The sequence below is a fragment of the Mesorhizobium sp. M0119 genome (assembly GCF_040322615.1).
Lineage (GTDB): Bacteria > Pseudomonadota > Alphaproteobacteria > Rhizobiales > Rhizobiaceae > Mesorhizobium.
In genome coordinates this window covers 1-18,380 of sequence record NZ_JAMYTU010000008.1, presented here as the reverse complement: position 1 = coordinate 18,380, position 18,380 = coordinate 1, and the positions used below count along the sequence as shown (strand labels likewise).

20 protein-coding genes are annotated in these 18,380 nt (G+C 63.2%); 12 read left to right on the top strand and 8 right to left on the bottom strand.

The window, feature by feature from the left end; translation table 11 throughout:
* Nucleotides 1-22 precede the first annotated feature (22 nt).
* The 4 genes from NKJ40_RS10215 to NKJ40_RS10200 are packed head-to-tail and all read left to right on the top strand — an operon-like array spanning nucleotide 23 to nucleotide 3,414.
* Nucleotides 23-760 (top strand): ATP-binding cassette domain-containing protein, encoded by a 738-nt coding sequence (locus NKJ40_RS10215; RefSeq protein ID WP_352465978.1) that lies wholly within the window; start codon nucleotides 23-25, stop codon nucleotides 758-760.
* Entirely contained in the window at nucleotides 753-1,496 is a 744-nt protein-coding gene (locus tag NKJ40_RS10210; protein WP_352465977.1) for an ATP-binding cassette domain-containing protein, read from the top strand. The genes NKJ40_RS10215 and NKJ40_RS10210 overlap by 8 nt, the downstream gene beginning before the upstream one ends.
* Complete coding sequence (locus NKJ40_RS10205) at nucleotides 1,493-2,443, top strand: ABC transporter permease (RefSeq protein ID WP_352465976.1); 951 nt, start codon at nucleotides 1,493-1,495, stop codon at nucleotides 2,441-2,443. The genes NKJ40_RS10210 and NKJ40_RS10205 overlap by 4 nt, the downstream gene beginning before the upstream one ends.
* A gap of 5 nt (nucleotides 2,444-2,448) precedes the next feature.
* A complete protein-coding gene (locus tag NKJ40_RS10200) occupies nucleotides 2,449-3,414 on the top strand; it encodes an ABC transporter permease (RefSeq protein ID WP_352465975.1) in 966 nt (321 codons plus the stop codon).
* Nucleotides 3,415-3,420: 6 nt separating this feature from the next.
* On the opposite strand, the gene NKJ40_RS10195 is transcribed toward NKJ40_RS10200, so the two are convergent.
* Both NKJ40_RS10195 and NKJ40_RS10190 read right to left on the bottom strand, forming a co-directional pair.
* On the bottom strand, nucleotides 3,421-4,257 hold the full coding sequence (locus NKJ40_RS10195) for an amidohydrolase family protein (protein WP_352465974.1): 837 nt from the start codon (nucleotides 4,255-4,257) through the stop codon (nucleotides 3,421-3,423).
* Nucleotides 4,258-4,324: 67 nt separating this feature from the next.
* Nucleotides 4,325-5,113, bottom strand: coding sequence for an IclR family transcriptional regulator (locus NKJ40_RS10190; RefSeq protein WP_352465973.1), 789 nt, complete (start codon nucleotides 5,111-5,113; stop codon nucleotides 4,325-4,327).
* 157 nt (nucleotides 5,114-5,270) lie between these two features.
* On the opposite strand from NKJ40_RS10190, the gene NKJ40_RS10185 reads away from it, so the two are divergent.
* The 8 genes from NKJ40_RS10185 to NKJ40_RS10150 all read left to right on the top strand — a co-directional run bounded on the left by NKJ40_RS10185 (nucleotide 5,271) and on the right by NKJ40_RS10150 (nucleotide 12,598).
* Entirely contained in the window at nucleotides 5,271-6,587 is a 1,317-nt protein-coding gene (locus NKJ40_RS10185; RefSeq protein WP_352465972.1) for a type 2 periplasmic-binding domain-containing protein, read from the top strand.
* A 140-nt stretch (nucleotides 6,588-6,727) separates the two neighbouring features.
* Entirely contained in the window at nucleotides 6,728-7,624 is an 897-nt protein-coding gene (locus tag NKJ40_RS10180; protein WP_352465971.1) for a carbohydrate ABC transporter permease, read from the top strand.
* A gap of 2 nt (nucleotides 7,625-7,626) precedes the next feature.
* Entirely contained in the window at nucleotides 7,627-8,493 is an 867-nt protein-coding gene (locus NKJ40_RS10175) for a carbohydrate ABC transporter permease (protein WP_352465970.1), read from the top strand.
* Nucleotide 8,494: 1 nt separating this feature from the next.
* Nucleotides 8,495-9,592 carry an ABC transporter ATP-binding protein gene (locus NKJ40_RS10170; RefSeq protein ID WP_352465969.1) on the top strand — a complete coding sequence of 366 codons (1,098 nt, stop codon included), beginning with the start codon at nucleotides 8,495-8,497 and terminating at the stop codon, nucleotides 9,590-9,592.
* A gap of 4 nt (nucleotides 9,593-9,596) precedes the next feature.
* The gene (locus NKJ40_RS10165) at nucleotides 9,597-10,709 is read left to right on the top strand and encodes a mandelate racemase/muconate lactonizing enzyme family protein (RefSeq protein ID WP_352465968.1); all 1,113 of its coding nucleotides are present in this window, start codon (nucleotides 9,597-9,599) and stop codon (nucleotides 10,707-10,709) included.
* A 9-nt stretch (nucleotides 10,710-10,718) separates the two neighbouring features.
* Nucleotides 10,719-11,048 (top strand): L-rhamnose mutarotase, encoded by a 330-nt coding sequence (locus NKJ40_RS10160; protein WP_352465967.1) that lies wholly within the window; start codon nucleotides 10,719-10,721, stop codon nucleotides 11,046-11,048.
* Complete coding sequence (locus tag NKJ40_RS10155; RefSeq protein WP_352465966.1) at nucleotides 11,041-12,117, top strand: Gfo/Idh/MocA family protein; 1,077 nt, start codon at nucleotides 11,041-11,043, stop codon at nucleotides 12,115-12,117. Before NKJ40_RS10160 ends, NKJ40_RS10155 begins: the two co-directional genes overlap by 8 nt.
* Nucleotide 12,118: 1 nt before the next feature.
* On the top strand, nucleotides 12,119-12,598 hold the full coding sequence (locus NKJ40_RS10150) for a MaoC/PaaZ C-terminal domain-containing protein (protein ID WP_023676095.1): 480 nt from the start codon (nucleotides 12,119-12,121) through the stop codon (nucleotides 12,596-12,598).
* Nucleotides 12,599-12,918: 320 nt separating this feature from the next.
* Here NKJ40_RS10150 and NKJ40_RS10145 read toward each other — a convergent pair whose 3' ends face one another.
* From NKJ40_RS10145 to dctP, 6 genes are all read right to left on the bottom strand, one after another.
* Complete coding sequence (locus NKJ40_RS10145; protein ID WP_352465965.1) at nucleotides 12,919-13,875, bottom strand: C-terminal binding protein; 957 nt, start codon at nucleotides 13,873-13,875, stop codon at nucleotides 12,919-12,921.
* Between the two features lie 12 nt (nucleotides 13,876-13,887).
* Complete coding sequence (locus NKJ40_RS10140) at nucleotides 13,888-14,646, bottom strand: HpcH/HpaI aldolase family protein (RefSeq protein ID WP_352465964.1); 759 nt, start codon at nucleotides 14,644-14,646, stop codon at nucleotides 13,888-13,890.
* A gap of 43 nt (nucleotides 14,647-14,689) precedes the next feature.
* A complete protein-coding gene (locus tag NKJ40_RS10135; RefSeq protein WP_352465963.1) occupies nucleotides 14,690-15,403 on the bottom strand; it encodes a hypothetical protein in 714 nt (237 codons plus the stop codon).
* 26 nt (nucleotides 15,404-15,429) lie between these two features.
* On the bottom strand, nucleotides 15,430-16,740 hold the full coding sequence (locus NKJ40_RS10130; RefSeq protein WP_352465962.1) for a TRAP transporter large permease: 1,311 nt from the start codon (nucleotides 16,738-16,740) through the stop codon (nucleotides 15,430-15,432).
* Between the two features lie 3 nt (nucleotides 16,741-16,743).
* The gene (locus NKJ40_RS10125; protein WP_352465961.1) at nucleotides 16,744-17,256 is read right to left on the bottom strand and encodes a TRAP transporter small permease; all 513 of its coding nucleotides are present in this window, start codon (nucleotides 17,254-17,256) and stop codon (nucleotides 16,744-16,746) included.
* Between the two features lie 78 nt (nucleotides 17,257-17,334).
* Nucleotides 17,335-18,276, bottom strand: coding sequence for a TRAP transporter substrate-binding protein DctP (gene dctP / locus NKJ40_RS10120; RefSeq protein ID WP_352465960.1), 942 nt, complete (start codon nucleotides 18,274-18,276; stop codon nucleotides 17,335-17,337).
* Between the last annotated feature and the right edge of the window lie 104 nt (nucleotides 18,277-18,380).

Sequence of the window (18,380 nt, the reverse complement as noted above, 5' to 3'; positions counted from 1 at the left end):
GTTTTCTCCAACAGGATTGCTCATGCTGGAAGTCCAGGCCATCTCGAAACGCTACGGCGAAACGATTGCGCTGGCCAATGCCTCCATCGCATTCCGCGCCGGCACGATCCACACCATCCTGGGCGAGAATGGTTCGGGCAAGAGCACGCTGGTCAAGCTGCTGTCGGGGATCGTGCAGCCGGACAGCGGCGCGACCCTGCTCGACGGAGCGCCCTTTACCGGCCACTCGCCGGCGGCCTTCCAGGGCGCCGGGTTCGCCACCGTGTTCCAGGAAGTGCTGATCGCGCCTGACCGTTCGGTGACCGACAACATCCTGCTCGGCCTCGACGGCCTGCTGACGCGCACCGTGCCAGGCGCCGAGCGGCGGCAGCGCGCGCAAGCGGTGCTGAAGCGCTTTGCAGTGACCGAGATCCCGCTCGACCAGTTGGCCGGGCAATTGCCGCTGGCGGTTCAGCAATTGGTAGTGCTCGCCCGCGCCGTGGTCCGCAACCCGCGCATTCTCATCCTCGACGAGGTTACGGCGGCGCTCGACTTTGCCGATCGCGAGGCGGTCTTTGCCATAATGCGCAAGCTTGCCTCGGAAGGCTGCCTGATCCTGTTCATCACCCATCGCATGGACGAGGTGATGTCGCTTTCGGACCGGATTTCCGTCCTGCGCGGCGGCAGCGTGGTGACGACCGAGGAACGCGGCACGTCCACCGCATCCGAACTTCTCAGGGCGATGGCGCCACGCACGGCGGCGGAGCTGGCGCATGGCTGATCGCGCCAGCCTTTCGGTGCGCGGCCTGGTGATCGCGCCGGGCGCAAGCCCCATGACGCAAACCATTGCGCCGGGCGAGATCGTCGGCCTTGCCGGTCTCGACGGCCACGGACAGGAGCGGTTCCTGAAAGTGCTGGCCGGCCTCGAACGCCCGGCCGATGGCGAGGTGACCGTCGAGGCGCCAACCGGCGCGCGCGCGATCACCAATTTCCGCAAGGCGGTCGCCGGCGGCATCGCCTATTTGCCGCGCGACCGGCGCGCCACCGGCATTTTTCCGACGCAATCGGTGCTCGACAATTTTGCCGTCTCGACGCTGTCGCGCGATATGCGTTTCGGCCTGCTCAGCTTTGCCGCGCGGCGGCAGCGCTATGAGCGCTACCGGGACAGACTGTCGATCATCGCGCCACGGCCGGACGCCCCGATCACCACGCTTTCCGGCGGCAATCAGCAGAAGGTGCTGCTGGCCCGTGCACTGGCGCTGGAACCGGCGATCCTGCTGCTCAATGATCCGACGCGCGGTGTCGACGTGGCGACGCGCCATGTCCTCTACGATGTGTTTCGTGGACTGGCGGCGGACGGCATGGCGCTTGTCATCCTGTCGAGCGAGATCGAGGAGATCTTGCTGCTTTGCCATCGCGTGCTGGTGTTCCGCGAACAGCAGGTGGCGGCTGAAATCACCGGAGACGAGATGAAAAGCGATACGGTGATCGCCGCCATGTTCGGACGCGCCGCATGAGCGGCTTGCGGCGCATGGCGGCGCGATGGCGCGGCGCGGGCTTTGCGGCAGTGCTGTTGGTGATCCTGATCGCGGTCAATCTGCTGCTCAATCCGGCGCGCTTCCATCCTGCCGCCTGGGGCGCGCTGATCGGGCTCGCCGCACCGCTGATCGGCGCGGCGCTCGCCTCGGCGCCAGTGATCCTCGCCGGGCGCGGCGGCATCGACATTTCCGTCGGGCCATTGATGGGCTTCGTCAATGCGATGGTGATCCAGCTGCTGTTCCTCAGGCTTGGGATGTCTTCGCCGCTGGTCATCGTGCCGGCGGCGCTTCTGATCGGCGCGATCGTCGGCGCCGCCAACGGCTTTCTGGCGACCATCGTTCGCATCCAGCCGATCGTTGCGACGCTCGGCACCTATCTGATCCTCACCGGCATGACGCTGACCATCCTGCCGGCGCCGATCGGGCCGGCACCGGGCTGGCTGAAGGCGATGGCCGGACCCTGGTCCGCGCTGCCGCTGTCGCTGATCTTCCTGTTCTGGTGGCTGGTGCGGCAGACGCCTTATTACGACCAGCTGATGGCTGTGGGCAGCGACGACCGCGCCGCCTACACAGCCGGCGTTCCGGTGACGAAAGTGCGTTTCATAGCCTATGTCATGACCGGCATTCTCGCCGCCTGCGCGGGCCTGATGCTGACCGCGCTGATCGGCTCGGCCGACCCCAACATCGGACCGACCTACACGCTGATCGCCATTGCCGCGGTGGCGCTCGGCGGCGTCAGCCTTGGCGGCGGGCGCGGCGGGCTCGCCGGGGCTGCGATCGGCGCTATCGACATCTTCCTGCTGCAGAGCGTGCTGACCGCCTTCAACGTCTCCACCTATGTGCTGCAGATCGCCTATGGTGCGATCCTGGTTGTGGCCGTGATCATGACGGCGCTGCAGGAGCGGCTATCAGGGCGGAAAGGCTGAGAAGCATGCGCCAGACCTGGTTCCAGTCCACCAATGCCCGCGTCGCCGGTGCCTTTGCCGTCGCTGTCGCCTTGCATCTCCTTGGCACCTTGCTCATTCCGGGCTACTCCCAGCCCTTCGCCATCCGGGCACTGTTGGTGATCGCCTCGCTGCTGGCGGTGGCATCGATCGGCCAGACCCTCGTCGTCATCCTTGGCGGTATCGATCTGTCGATCCCCTTCATCATCGGCTTTGCCAATGTCGTTGCCGCACAGCTCTACGGCGGCGGCTGGAATTTCGCTCTTGTCTGCGCGGTCGTGGTCGCGCTCGCCATACTGATCGGGGCGCTGAACGGCCTGATCTCGCGCGGGCTCGACATCCACCCGCTGATCGTCACGCTCGGTGTCGGCATGATCGTGCAAGGCGCCGTGCTGTTGTGGACCGGCGGCTTTCCATCCGGATCGGCGCCCGCGGCGGTTTCCGCCTTCGTTTCGATCGGCGGTTCGGTCGGACCGCTGCCGGTGCCGGGGCTGGTGCCATGCGTCGCGGTGCTGACCTTGTTGGTGGCGCTGGTGCTGGCGCGCACGCCATATGGCCGCCGTCTCTATGCGCTGGGCAGCAACCCAGGTGCTGCGCCGCTGGCGCTGATCGATCCGGTCCGAATGTGGACCGTCACCTATGCCGCGAGCGCGTTCTTTGCCGCCGCGGCCGGCGTGCTGCTGCTCGGCTTCACCGGTTCGGCCTATGGCGATGTCGGCCAGCCCTATCTGTTCCAGACGATTGCGGCAGTGGTGGTCGGCGGCGCCGCCCTTGTCGGCGGCCGCGGCAGCTATTTCGGCACCATCGCCGGCGTGCTGGTGCTGACGGAGATCAACACGCTGCTGATCGGGCTCGGCTTCCGGCCCTCGACGGTGCAGGCGGCACTTGGCCTGGTCATCGTGCTCCTGGTTTCGCTCTACGGCCGCGAGCGGCACGTGTCGGCGACGATCTGAGCCGGCCTACAAACTCCACAGCCGCTTGGCGTTGGCGGACAGCACCTTTTGCCGTTCATCGGCGCTGGCGCCGGCAAGCAGCGCGTGCGTTGCCGCAATCCAGGTCGCAAGCCCGCCGCCAAGCGTGCAGACCGGCCAGTCGCTGCCCCAGACGACGCGGTCCCAGCCGAAGCATTCGATGGTGTGCTCGACATAGGGACGCAGCGTATCGACAGTCCAGGATCCGGCATCTGCGTAAGCGACGACACCAGAAATTTTGCCGACGACATTCGGGCGCCGCGCGATCTCCGCCATGTGCTCGCGCCAGGGGTGCTCGGCACCACCCTTGATATCGGGCACGCCACAATGGTCGAGCACGAACTGCAAGTCCGGCGCGAGGTCGGCGAGTGCAATCGCCTTGGGGATCTGATGGGGCAGAACGACAAGGTCGAAGGTCAGGCCGCTGCCGGCTAGCCGCTTGATGTTTTGGCGGAACAGCGCGCCTTCCGACAGTTCATCCGGCATGACGTGCAGCACGCGGCGAAATCCCCTTACGAAAGGATCGGCGCGCTGGCGCTCGAGATAGGCGGCAAAGCCGGGCCCTTCCGGACGGCAGGAGGCGATCGCCCCACGTAGCAAGCTGTTCTTCTGCTGCGACAGCGCTTTGACACGGCTGGTTTCAGCCTCGATATCGGCTGGATCGACATCGACCTCCATGTGCAATGCGCCCTCGATGCCGGCGCGGCGCGCCTGGAGTGCATATTCGTCGTAGGAGAAATCGCGGCTGAGCGCCGGCACGCCGGCCAGCCAGGGGTAGCGCAGGGCGGACTGGTCGATCAGGTGCAGATGGGTGTCGAAGATCATGGTGGCGCGCTCCTCCTTGGCGACTTCGAGATCATCTCACGGAGAAATTCTTCATTCAAATAAGAATTCATCGCGATTGCTTGACGGTCGATCCCGCCAGTTGCGACAGCTTTTCGGTCGCTGCCAGCAGCAACCCTATCGTCCTGGTGATGTCGGGCGCCTTGGGTGCGTTGACCAGGGTTATGTAAGGGATCGACAGTGCGGCGATTGCCTTGCCGTCCGAGCCGAGAACGGGCGTCGACAGGTTGAACACGCCGGCCGTCTGCATCGACGCCATCATCTCGTAGCCGCGTTCCCTAATCTGGTCGAGGCGGGCAAAGAATTCCGGCGACTGCGGCGGCTTGTCGGTGCTGCGCAGATGTTCGGAGATCATCATCTGCCGCTCTTCCGGCGGGCGGAACGCCAGCAGCACATGGCCGGAGCCGGTGTCGAACAGGCTGATATGCGAGCCGACGCGGATAGAGATGCCCCAGTAATCCGGCGCCTCCTGCTGTGCGATCACTACCGCGGAACCGCGGTCGAAGACGACCAGCTGATTTGCCTGCTGTGTGGTTTCGGCCAGTTCGCGCATCAGCGGCGTCGCATAGGAAGCCAGCCGGCGCACCGGCGCGTGCAGCTGCGCCAGGCCAAACAGCTTGAGCGTCAGCGAGTAACGGTCGCCATCCGGCCGCGTGACATAGCCGCGCCGCACCAGCCGATCCAGCATGCGGTAGAACTCGTTCGGGCTGCGGTCGAGTTTCTTGGCGATTTCCGCCTGCGTCAGGCCGCCGTCGACGCCGGCCAGCAGCTCGAGGATGTCGAGCCCCTTGTCCAGCGCCGGGGCTCGATAGCGCTCGTCTTCCTCGTCCTCTGCCATTGGGCTTCTCCAGTGAATTTCATATTTCATATACGCATAACGGTTGCTTCCGGAAGAACTTTCGGCTTGACGATCCTATAAATATTTTGTTTGTATATGAATGAAGCTGCCGATCAGCCCTCGCTATGGATCGACGCAGACTCTTGGGAGGATACCAATGACGAAACTGTTTTGCGGCCTGTCGGCCGGCGTAACGCTGCTCGCACTGGGTGCGAGTGCCCTTGCTGCCGACCTGCCCGGCAAATTCGACGGCGTCACCATCGACGCCAAGCTGATCGGCGGCCAGCAATATGAAGGGCTCTACGCGCGCATCGGCGAATGGGAAAAACTGACCGGCGCCAAGGTCAACGTGATCTCGAAGAAAAACCACTTCGAGCTCGACAAGGAAATCAAGTCGGACATCGCCTCCGGCAGCATCAACTGGTGCGTCGGCTCGAACCACTCGTCCTTCGCGCCGCAATATCCTGATATCTACACCGATCTCAACAAGCTGCTGCCGAAGGAGGAGATCGACGCCTTCGTGCCGTCGACGATCAAGGCCTCGACGCTCGAGGGCAAGCTGGTAATGCTGCCGCGCGCGCAATTCGACGTCTCGGCGCTCTACTACCAGAAGAGCCTCTATCAGGACGAAGCCAAGAAGGCCGCCTACAAGGCCAAATACGGCAAGGAGCTGACACCGCCCGACACCTGGGACGAGGTCGCCCAGCAGGCGGAATTCTTCGCCAGCCCGCCCGATTTCTATGGCACCCAGTTCGCCGGCAAGGAAGAGGCGATCAACGGCCGTTTTTACGAGATGCTCATCGCCGACGGCGGCGAATACCTCGACAAGGATGGCAAGCCAGCCTTCAACTCGGAAGCCGGCGTGCACGCGCTCGACTGGTTCGTCAATCTCTACAAGGCCAAGGCGGTGCCGGCCGGCACCACCAACTATCTGTGGGACGATCTCGGCCAGGGCTTTGCCTCAGGCACCGTCGCCATCAACCTCGACTGGCCGGGCTGGGCAGGCTTCTTCAACGATCCGAAGTCGTCGAAGGTCGCCGGCAATGTCGGCGTGAAGGTGGCGCCGAAGGGATCGGCCGGCATTCGCACTGGCTGGTCGGGGCACCACGGATTTTCCGTCACCGAAAATTGCGCCAGCAAGGAAGCTGCGGCGTCGCTGGTCTGGTTCCTGACCAATGAGGACAGCCAGAAGCTCGAGGCAGCAAGCGGCCCACTGCCGACCCGCACAGCGGTGTGGGACTGGGACATCCAGCAGGCGGCAAACGATCCTTACAAGAAGGAAGTGCTGGCGGCTTTCCAGGAAGAGGCAAAGCACGCGTTTGCCGTGCCGCAGACACCTGAATGGATCGAAATCTCCAACGCCGTCTATCCCGAATTGCAGGCCGCCATCCTTGGCGACAAGACCTCCAAGCAGGCGCTGGACGACGCCGCCGCCAAGGCCACGCAAATCCTCGAGGACGCCGGCAAGCTTTGACCATTCTCCCAAGGGGCGTCGCGCTTATCGAAGAGCGGCGCCCCGCATTTTTTTCGAACCATGCGCAACACGCTTTGTCTTGATCCCAGCTCGCCAATGGCGGCCTTCGGTGTCCGGGCGCCAACCAGAACCGGATCGACATGAAAGGCTGGAGACCCTCGCCACCATTGCTGCTCCTGCTGCCGGCGGTGATCGTTCTGGCGGCGGTGGTGGTGGTGCCGTTGCTGCTATCGCTCTACTCCAGCTTCACACCGTTCCGGCTGACCAGGCCGGAGACGTTCTGGGTCTTCATCGGCGCCCGCAACTACGTCGCCATCCTGACCAGCCGCGCTTTCTGGATCGCCTTTGCCCGCACCGTGGTGCTGCTGACGGTCGCGCTCAACCTGGAAATGCTGATCGGGCTCGGGCTGGCCCTGCTGGTGGAGAAGGCATCGCGAGGCCAGCGGATCCTGCGCACCATCATGATGTTTCCGATGATGTTTTCACCGATCCTCGTCGGCTTCCAGTTCAAATTCATGTTCAACGACAATATCGGCCTGGTGAACAACGCCCTGCAGGGGCTCGGCCTGACCGACCGCGCCATCCCGTGGCTGATCGACGGCAATCTCGCCTTCATCGCCATCCTGATCGCCGAGATCTGGTCGTCGACTTCGGTGTTCGCGATCCTTATCCTGGCCGGGCTGCTGGCGATGCCGCGCGAACCGGTCGAGGCGGCCCGCGTCGACGGCTGCACGCCGTGGCAGACATTCCGCTATGTCACCTGGCCGTTCATCATGCCGTTTGCCTTCATCGCCATGACCATCCGCTCGCTCGACGTCGCGCGCGCCTATGACATCGTCAAGATCATGACAGACGGCGGTCCTGCCGGCCGCACCGAACTGGTCTGGACGCTCGTCGCCCGCACCGCCTACAGTGATGCCAGGATGGGCCTGGCAAACGCCATGGCCTATTTCTCGATCCTGCTGTCCATCCTGTTCACCGTCTATTTCTACCGCAAGCTCGCCGCGGCGCGCACGCAGATCGCGGCGGAGTGGTGAGGATGGACCAGAACAGCCTGCATCGCGTCGGCAACAAAGCGCTCGGCATCGTTCACGGCATCGGACTGTTCCTGGCCATGCTGGTCATCTGCCTGCCCGGCATCTGGATCGTGCTGTCGTCGCTGCGGCCGACCGTCGAGATCATGGCCAAGCCGCCGGTGTGGATCCCGCAGCAACTCTCGCTCGACGCCTACATCGCCATGTTCAGCGGCGTCGGCCAGGGCGGCATTCCGGTGCTCGACTATTTCCGCAATTCGCTGATCATCTCGGTGACCTCGACGGTGATCGCCATCGTCATCGGCATGGCCGGCGGCTATGCCTTTGCGCGCTATCGCTTCCGCGCCAAATCGGCGATGTTCCTCGGCCTGATGCTGACGCGCACGGTGCCCGGCATCGCGCTGTCGCTGCCGCTGTTCTTCGTCTTTGCGCGGCTCGGCATCATCGACACGCATTTCGGGCTGATCCTGGTCTACGTCGCGCTCAACGTGCCCTTCACCGTCTGGCTGATCGACGGCTTTTTCCGTCAGGTGCCGAAAGATCTCGCCGAAGCCGCGCAGATCGATGGCTGCACGCGCTGGCAGGCCTTCTGGCAGGTCGAATTTCCGTTGGCCGGGCCTGGCATTGCTTCGGCCGGCATCTTTGCCTTCCTCACTTCGTGGAATGAATTCGCGCTGGCCTCGCAGCTGACACGCTCGATCAACTCCAAGACCCTGCCAGTCGGCCTGCTCGACTATACGGCCGAATTCACCATCGACTGGCGCGGCATGTGCGCGCTGGCCGTGGTCATGATCATACCGGCGCTCACGCTTACCTTCATCGTCCAGAAACACCTCGTCGGCGGCCTCACTTCCGGCGCGGTGAAAGGCTGACATGGCAACAGTATCGCTCAAGAAACTCACCAAGAGCTATGGTCCGGTGGCGGTCGTGCACGGCATCGACCTCGAGGTCGCCGACCGCGAGTTCATCGCGCTGGTCGGTCCGTCAGGCTGTGGCAAGTCGACGACCCTGCGCATGATCGCCGGCCTCGAGGCGATCAGCGACGGCGTCATCGAGATCGGCGGCCGCATGGTCAACGACCTGCCGCCGCGCTCGCGCAACATCTCGATGGTGTTCCAGTCCTACGCGCTCTATCCGCATATGACGGTGCGCGAAAACCTCGGCTTCTCGCTGAAGATAGCCGGCGCCGCGAAAGAAGAAATGGACCGCCGCGTCGCCGAAGCGTCCGGCATTCTCGGCCTCGACCAGTTGCTCGACCGCCGGCCGTCGCAACTGTCGGGCGGACAGCGCCAGCGCGTCGCCATGGGCCGCGCCATCGTGCGCGATCCCGACGTCTTCCTGTTCGACGAGCCGCTTTCCAATCTCGACGCCAAGCTTCGGACGCAGATGCGCACCGAGATCAAGAAGCTGCACGCCAAGGTCAAGTCGACGGTGATCTACGTCACCCATGACCAGGTCGAAGCGATGACATTGGCCGACCGCATCGTCATCATGCGTGACGGTTTCATCGAGCAGGTCGGCACACCCGACGAGGTCTTCCGCCGGCCGCAGACACGGTTCGTGGCCGGCTTCATCGGCTCGCCGCCGATGAATTTGCATGAGGCGGTTGTCGACGACGGACAGCTGCTGTTCGCCAGCGGCGAGAGGCTGCCCCTGCCCAGCCAGTTCAAGGCAAATGTCGGAACCGGCGACAAAGTCGTGTTCGGCCTCAGGCCCGACGACATCTATCCGACGGGGCACGGCATCAGCTCCGGCGAAGAGGTCGACGTGCACCAGGTGGAACTGCCGGTGACGGTTACAGAACCGCTCGGCAACGAAACGCTGGTGTTCGCCGAATTCAACGGCAGCGACTGGGTATCGCGCATGCTCAATCCAAAGCCGCTCAAAGCCGGCGACCGGGTCAAGATGAGCCTGGACCTGTCGCAGGCCCATCTGTTTTCTGCCGAGACAGGCAAGACATTGCGAGGTTAAAATCATGGCAAAGATCGAAAAAATCGAGCTGCGGATGGTCGACCTGGTGCCTAAGGTCAAGCGCACCGATGCCATCCAGAGTTTTGTCAGCCAGGAAACACCGATCGTCACCATCACCGACGCCGACGGCGCGGTCGGCACCGGCTACAGCTACACGATCGGCAGCGGCGGCTCGTCGGTGATGCGGCTGCTGGCCGACCACCTTGCGCCGCGGCTGATCGGCCGCGACGCCGACATGATCGAGGCGATCTGGCACGAGCTGGAGTTCGCCACCCATGCCACGACGATCGGCGCGATCACGGCAATCGCGCTCGCGGCGATCGACACCGCCCTTTGGGACCTGCGGGCGAAGAAACAGAGGCTGCCGCTGTGGAAGCTGGCCGGCGGCGCCAAGGACCGCTGCCCGCTCTACACGACCGAAGGCGGCTGGCTGCATATCGAAACCGAGGCGCTGGTCGAGGATGCGCTGGACGCCAAAGCCAAGGGTTTTCGCGGCTCGAAGGTCAAGATCGGCAAGCCGCACGGTTCCGAGGATTTTGCCCGGCTGACGGCGGTGCGCCGGGCGGTTGGAGACTCCTACGAAATCATGACCGACTGCAACCAGGGCTTTTCTGTCGACGAGGCAATCCGCCGGGCCGAGCGCCTGCGTGAACTCGACCTCGCCTGGATCGAGGAACCGCTGCCGGCCGATGACATTGACGGCCATGTGCGGCTGTCGAGTGCCACATCGACGCCGATCGCCGTCGGCGAGTCGCTCTACTCGATCCGGCATTTCCGCGAGTATATGCACAAGGGCGCGTGCTCGATCGTGCAGGTCGATGTCGGCCGTATCGGCGGCATCACGCCGTGGCTGAAGGTGGCGCATGCAGCCGAGGCGTTCGACATACCAGTCTGCCCGCATTTCCTGATGGAACTGCATGTCAGCCTGACATGCGCCGTTCAGAACGGCAGATATGTCGAGTATATTCCCCAGCTCGACGAGCTGACCAGCAAGAAAATGCGTATCGAGGACGGGCACGCATTGGCGCCGGACGAGCCCGGCATCGGCATCGACTGGGACTGGGATGCGATCAAGGCGAAGAGCATCGCGGAATTCACCATGGCGATAGTAAAATAGGAGTCGGACATGCAGCGAATGGGAATGGTGCTCGGCCTCAAGCCGGAGAAAGTCGCCGAGTATGTGCGGCTTCACGCTGCCGTCTGGCCGGACGTCCTCAAGATGATTTCCGCCTGCAACATCAAGAATTATTCGATTTATCTGAGGGAGCCGGAGCACCTTTTGTTCAGCACCTTCGAGTACCACGGCACCGACTATGCCGCCAACATGGCGAAGATGGCTGCCGATCCCACGACGCAGGAATGGTGGGCGCTGTGCATGCCGTGCCAGGAGCCGCTGCCGACCCGCAAGGAGGGCGAGTGGTGGGCGGCGATGGACGAAGTCTTCCATTATGACTGATGACATTTTCGATCCTGCCTCGCTTTCCCAGGCCTGGGCACAGCCGTCAAAGCCCAGGCCGATCGTGATTTTCGGCGCCGGCTCGATCGTCGGCGATGCGCATTTCCCGGCCTATGGGAAAGCCGGTTTCCCGGTTGCCGGGCTTTTCGACCCCGACCTGGCCAAGGCGGAAAAACTGGTGCAGAAATGGGGCGTCACCGCTTACCGGTCGCTCGAGGAAGCTGCGTCAATCAAGGACGCCGTCTTCGATCTGGCGACGCCGCCGGCCCATCATGCCGGCGTGCTCAGGGCGCTGCCCGATGGTGCGGTGGCGCTGATCCAGAAGCCGATGGGCAGCAATCTCACCGAGGCGACCGAGATCCTCGAAATCTGCCGCTCCAAAGACCTCAAGGCGGCGGTGAATTTCCAGCTGCGCTTCGCGCCGATGATGCTGGCGCTCAGGGATGCGATCGCCAAGGGCTGGCTGGGCGAAGTGGTCGATTTCGACGCATGGCTGGCGCTGGCGACACCCTGGCAGCTCTGGGAATTCCTGTTGCAGGCGCCGCGCGTCGAGATCGCCATGCATTCGATCCATTATCTCGACCTGATCCGGCAATTGCTCGGCGACCCTAAGGGGGTTCACGCCAAGACACTCGGCCATCCCGGCCATAAGGTTGCGCAAACGCGCACCAGCGCGATCCTCGACTATGGCGACACGGTGCGCTGTGCACTGTCGATCAACCACGATCACAAATTCGGTCGAAAACACCAGGCCTGCGAATTCCGCATCTGCGGCACCGAGGGCGCCGCTTACCTCAAATTAGGCGTCAACCTCGACTATCCGCGCGGCGAGCCGGACATTCTCGAAATCTACCCCAAAGGCGGCAAGGACTGGATTGCGGTTCCACTCGTCGGCGCATGGTTTCCGGACGCCTTTGCCGGCCGCATGGCCAATGTCCAGCGCTACGCGTCGGGCGAGGATGCCGAGCTTGTCAGTTCCGTCGAGGACGGCTGGAACACCATGGCGCTGGTCGAAGCCGCCTATCAATCGAGCGCGGCGCCGGCAACACCGATCGCGGCGAGGCCCTGACATGGAGCAGACTGTCTATTTCGAGGACTACCGGATCGGCTCGTCGCGCATGACCAGCGGGCGCACCATCACCGAGACCGACTTCGTCGTCCATGCCGGCCATACCGGCGATTTCTTTCCCCATCACATGGACGCCGAGTTCATGAAGACGACGCCGTTCGGCCAGCGCATCGCGCACGGCACGCTGGTCTTTTCGGTCGGCGTCGGGCTGACGGCAAGCGTCGTCAACCCTGTTGCCTTCTCCTATGGCTACGACAGGCTTCGCTTCATCAAGCCGGTGTTCATCGGCGATACGATCAGGACCCGCACCACCATCTCGGCTAGGGAAGACGACCCGAAGCGACCCGATTCAGGCCGGGTCGTCGAGCGCTGCGAGGTGATCAATCAGCATGGCGACGTGGTGCTGGTCGCCGACCACATCTACATCGTCGAGCGTCGCGACAAGCCGAGCAGGGCCTCGACGGATGGCGCTGAGACCTAAAGGCAAAAAAACCGCCTTGCGGCGGGTTCTCGGTCCGAATCAGCACCATACCCAAATTAATAGCATAGCTGCCGGCACAAAGCAAGAACAAAATGTGGCAGTCCGGACAATCGCGACAGGTTGCGCTGCCCCTCATCGCCCTGCCGGGCACTTCTCCCCGTATAGTGACGGGGAGAATGACGCCTTAGCAAAGGATTTCGCCACTCTGCGGCGTTGCAGAAAGCGCGCCGAAATTGCGGCCAAGTCCCTTCTCCCCGGTCACTATACGGGGAGAAGGTGCCGGCAGGCGGATGAGGGGCGGTGCCGGCATCGGGAATTGGTCATATCCGGTTGACCGGATATACCGCCTTGCCGCCGCGCAGGACCGCTGCGACATCGGCAAACACCTTGTTGCGAACCTCCGCGTAAGATTGCGTCGAGTAGTGCGCCGCGTGTGGACTGACCAGGACGGTGTCCAGCGCCAGCAGCGGATTGTCGGGCGAAGGCGGCTCCCGCTCGAACGTGTCGATGCCGGCGCCAGCCAGATGGCCGCGCCGGATCGCGTCCGCCAATGCGACCTCGTCGACCAGGCCGCCGCGCGACACGTTGATGAGTATCGCCCCTTCCTTCATCCGCAACAGGGCATCCGCCGACATGATGTTTCTGGTCTCCGGTGTCGCTGGAACGTGCAGCGAGACGATATCGGCCCTGGCTAGCAGCTCGTCGAAGCCGACCGGTTCCGCACCACCGGCCGTAATGCGCTCTGCCGACATGTGCGGGTCGTAGGCGATGATATGATAGCCGAAGACCCGCGCCCGCTCGGCAGTCAGCCGCCCGATCTGGCCGAAGCCGATCAGGCCGAGAATCTGCCTGTCGGGTCGCGTGATGCCGGCGCCGTCGGTCATTGCGGCCCAGCGGCCGGCGCGCACCGCGCTGTCGAACTGCTTCAGCCTGCGCGTCAAGGCCAGGATCAGGGCCATGGCGTGGGTGCTGACTTCCACCAGATTGGCGTCGGGCACGTAGGTTACCTGAACACCGGCACGGCTGGCGGCCTCGACGTCGATCGAGTCAAGCCCTACGCCGAACCGTCCGATGACCTTGAGCCTCTTCAGTTCCGCCAAAACGCGAGCCGTGATCGGCTCCCGCAATACCATCAATGCGTCGGCGTCGCGGCAGTGTTCGATCAGGGCATCTTCCGTGAGCAGCGTCTTTTCGACAAACTCGGCGCTCAAGCCGTCGAGGTAGCGCAGCTGCTCCTCCTCGACTGACAGCACACCGTCGGTCTTGATGATCTTCATGCCAGACTCTTGCTATGAGGCGCTGCGCGCCGAGACGACACCGGCGGCAAGGCCGGCGCCGAGGAACATCGTGTCGCTGGCGAGCAAGTAGAAGCTGATGCCGTGCCGCGACCATTTGCCGACATCATCCGCCGAAGGGCGAAAGATGCCGATGGCTTTGCGGGCCGCCCGCGCCGCGGCCGCGATCCTGATAATCGCTGCATTGAGCTTGTCCTGGCCGGCAGGCCCCATGGCGTCGATCGAGACCGACAGGTCGCCGGGGCCAATGAAGACCACGTCGACGCCGTCGACCTGGACGATGTCGTCGATGTTGGCGAGGCCCTCTGCCGTCTCGACCTGGATGGCGACGGTCAGGACGTCGTTGGCCGATGTGAGGTAGTCCGGAATCCTGTAGCCATAACCGGCGGCGCGGCCTGGGCCGACACCGCGTGCGCCGACCGGCGGGTAACGGCAGGCCATGACCGCCATGTGGGCTTGCTCGGCCGTGGAGACGCGCGGCACCAGGACGCCCGACGCGCCGGCGTCGAGCGCGGCCGCAATCCACTCCGGCGTGTGGCCGGGAACACGCACCATCGCGGGAATCCTGTGGACATCGGCGGCGCGGACCAGATCCTCGAGCCGTTCGCGGCCGATCTGCGAATGCTCCCAGTCGATGCACAGGAAATCGACCCCGCTGGCAGCCGCCACTTCGACCGCCACCGGATGCGGGATGGCGCAGAAGGTGCCGATGAGGCGATCGAGAGAGACACATTTTTTGCGAAAGTCGTACATGAAATCTCCAGAAATTTTTCGGCGTCGGCAAAACCTGTTTGCGCTATGTGGCCCTTGACGAAGGATGCACGGCTTCCGTCGACATCGGGAAATGCCGGCTGCCGCCTGAAAACGGCGGGAACGTCTTGTAGTCGGCGCGCATTTCCAGCCGCGCCGGCGATTGCAGCGCGTGCGTCAATGCCGCGGGACTGTCGAACATGACGCGGTTGCGCTGCATATGATCGATCCGCGGCCAGGGCAGCGAACCGCACCAGTCCAGTCGCGACAGAACCTCGATGTGGCGAATGCCGGGGAAGCCCCGCATCAATTGCGGATGATGCGTCACATAGTGGTAGAGCCAGGCATTCATGTCTTCGGCCGGCCCGGGGTAGTGGACAAGGTAACTGCAGGGCAGCCCAGACGTCCTCACGTCAGCGTCGTCGACGGGGAAGGGACGCACGCACATTGCCTGCTGCGTCGGCCTCGAACCGGCGATGCTCGACAGCATACCCGGTGCGGCAAGCGCCTGCAGATGGCCGGACGGCGCCAGCGCCGCCTCCATGTCCGTCAGTTCGTCGAAATAGAGCTGGAAGCCAAAGACCGGCGGTGGGCCATCGTTGTTGAACATGTCCGTCGCCACTTCGGGCAGATAGATGTTTGCAAGCGCAAGGCCCGGCGTCGACGCGATCACACGCCGCACAGTGTCAACGTCTTCACCGGCGATGGCCAAATTTGCCTCGCGGTCATCATGGAAGAAAGCAAGATAGGCAAAGCGCATGTGGACACCTGCTGGATCGAGTTCGACTAGATCAAATTCGGAAGAAAGAGAGCGATCTGCGGAAAGAGGACAATCAGCAGGATCAGCAGAAGCGTCAGCGCGATGTAAGGCGCCGCCGACATGGCAACCGTTTTAAGGGACGTGCCTTTCGGCGCAACGCCGATCATGATGAACAGCAGCAGACCAAAAGGCGGCGTGGTGAAGCCGACCTCGTAGGCGAGCAGCAGGATCAGCCCGAACCATACGGGCTCGTAGCCGAATTGCTGGGCGATCGGCAGGAAGATCGGCAGCGTGATCAGCATCATCGAGACCTGATCCATGAACATGCCGAGCAGCAGGATGACGAGCACCATCATGAGCAGCATGGGATACGGTCCAAGATCGTAGCCGACGATGAACTGGATAAAGCCGTTGGAGGCGCCGGAGAAGGCGAATATCTGCGAGAACGTCGTCGAAGCGGAGATGATCAGGAAGGTCATGCCGGTGACCTTCATCGCATCGTCCAGCGACTTCCAGACAACCGACCAGCTGAACCGTCGGTAGACAAACAACAATGCGAAGACGGCAGCACAGCCGAGCCCTGCCGATTCGGTCGGGGTCGCTATTCCAAGGATGATCGTGCCGACCACCATGAACACGATGACGCTCATCGGAATGATGTTGACGGCGACTGCCCTCACCTTCTCGGTCGCGGGAACGGCGGGTACCGGATAGTGCGGGGCGGCGTCCGGGTCGATCTTCGTCTGTGCGAAGATCAGGGCCGCGTACATGACAACGAGCAGCAGTCCAGGTAAAGCCCCTGCTATGAGCAGCGCGCCGACGTCGATCTGGGCCAGCGAGCCGAGCAAGACAGCCAGCGAGGATGGCGGGATGATGACGGCAAGGCTTCCGGCGCCAAGCACCGGCCCGTAGGCCATGTGCGGCTTGTAGCCCCGCTTCAGCATCTCGGGCACCATCAGCGAGCCCATCATGCCGGTATTGGCGAGGCTGGAACCTGACAGCGCGGAAAAGATCGTGCCGGCGGCGAGAACGACATAAGCAAGGCGTCCGCGCAGATTGCCGATGCACAGGTCAAGCGCGTAGATGACTTTCTCGCCGAGGCCGGAGCGGAAGAACAGGCTGCCCATGACGAGAAACATCGGCAGCGGAGCAAGCGCATAGGTCGAGACAGCGTCGGAGAAGTTGGCGACCATCTGCGTCACGCCAATCGAACCGCCGAAGAAAAGGTACAGCCCGATCACATTCGTGACGAAGAACGCGAAGGCGACCGGCAGCCCAAGCCCCATCAACACCAGGATGGTGCCAACAAGCACGGCGAATGGAAACAGCCAGGCCACTCCTCAGAGCCCTTCCATTTCCAGAGGATCGAGCGTGTACAGCGTGTCACGGCCGAGCAAATATCTGAGCCATTCCAGCGCCGAGAGGTAGAAGGCGAGCATGATGGGCAGAAAGACCAGCCATTTCGGCATATCGAAACTGCGCGTTTCATATTCGCCGCCCGCAACGGCACTTGTCAGGGAAGACAGAGCGACGCTGCCAAGGTAGAGACTGACGCCGATGCAGGCGATGTAGACCAGCTTTTCAAGCACCGCCCGTGCCCGCACCGGCAGCGCCTTGCGCAGGAACTCGACGAAGACATGGCCCTTGCTGTGGACCAGCCAGGGCATCGGCAGAAATGCCGCGTAAAGCAGACCGTATTCCGTCGCCGATACTGCCCAGGCCAGCGGCCTCAGGCCCAGATTGCGGACGCATACGTCAGCGACCACCGCGACAATGATGAGGCCAAGCACCACTTTTGCCGCCGCCGCCAACGCAAGGCTCAGCTTCCCAATCGCTGCAAACAATCTGTCCATTCCCGACGACCCTCATGTCCACCTTTGCCCCCTTGGCCCGGCTTTGATGGAGGGCGCACAAGGCACCCTCGGCTCGGGCTATTGGAAAAATTTCTTCAACTGATCGATGTTGGTGGGATCGCGTTTGGCCATTCTCGCCCAGCTCGCCTGTGTGGCAGCCGCCAGGAATTTGTCGCGGCCGGCGCCGGTCAAGCTGACAACCTTCTGCCCGCCGGCGATCATCGCCTGTGCCTGCTTTTCGGACTCGGCAAGGTTGGCGTCATAGCTCGCGCGCTCGTATTCGACGGCCGTGTCGGCAAGCACCTTCTGCGCCTCGGGCGGCAGCGTGTCCCATTTGGCCTTGTTGATCGAGATCAGCACGTCGGTTTTGAAGAATTGCGGGTCGACACGGTATTTGGTGAACTTGTCCCAGCCGAAGGACGCATAGCCAAATACGGTATAGGCGTTGGCATTGACGACGCCGCGCTCGAGCGAGGTGTAGACGTCTCCCGGCGCTTGCACGATGACCGTCGCGCCCAGGGATTCGAGGAAATCGCGATAGAGCGGCGACGAACGTATCTTCAGGCCGCCCCAGTCAATGCTGCCTTCGCTATTGAGCTTGGGTTCGTCGATGGTGAAGACGTTGAAGCCCGAGCCCGCGTCGACATGCGCCAGCAGATGGGCATTGGCCTTCTGCTCGAAAATCCCGCTGATGAAGTCCCAGCCGCCATTGTCGCGGACCTCCCAGGGCGTCTTCGTCGATGCGGAGAAAACCTCGCCTTCGGGCACGAGCTCGAGGAACTGCCCTGCCGGTGTGTCGATCACATCGATCAGGCCGCTCCTGAGCGCCGCGCCCTGCTGGATCGGCGGAATGACCTCCGGCCCGCCGCGCACATTGATCTGGACCACGCCCTTGCCCTTTTCGTTCACCTTCTGAACGAACTTCAGGAAGCTCTGGGCGTAGCCGTTCTGCGTCGGCGTAAAATGCACGGCGTTGAGGACGACCTCTTCGGCCGTGGCGATACCCGCCACACCCGACATGAGTGCCGCTAGAGTCTTTCACGTTTTGACGGAAGCGTATCCGGCGTTTGTGAAGTAGTTTTTGCATTCGCCGGGTTCGATCGTCGCAACGAGGTGGCCGATGT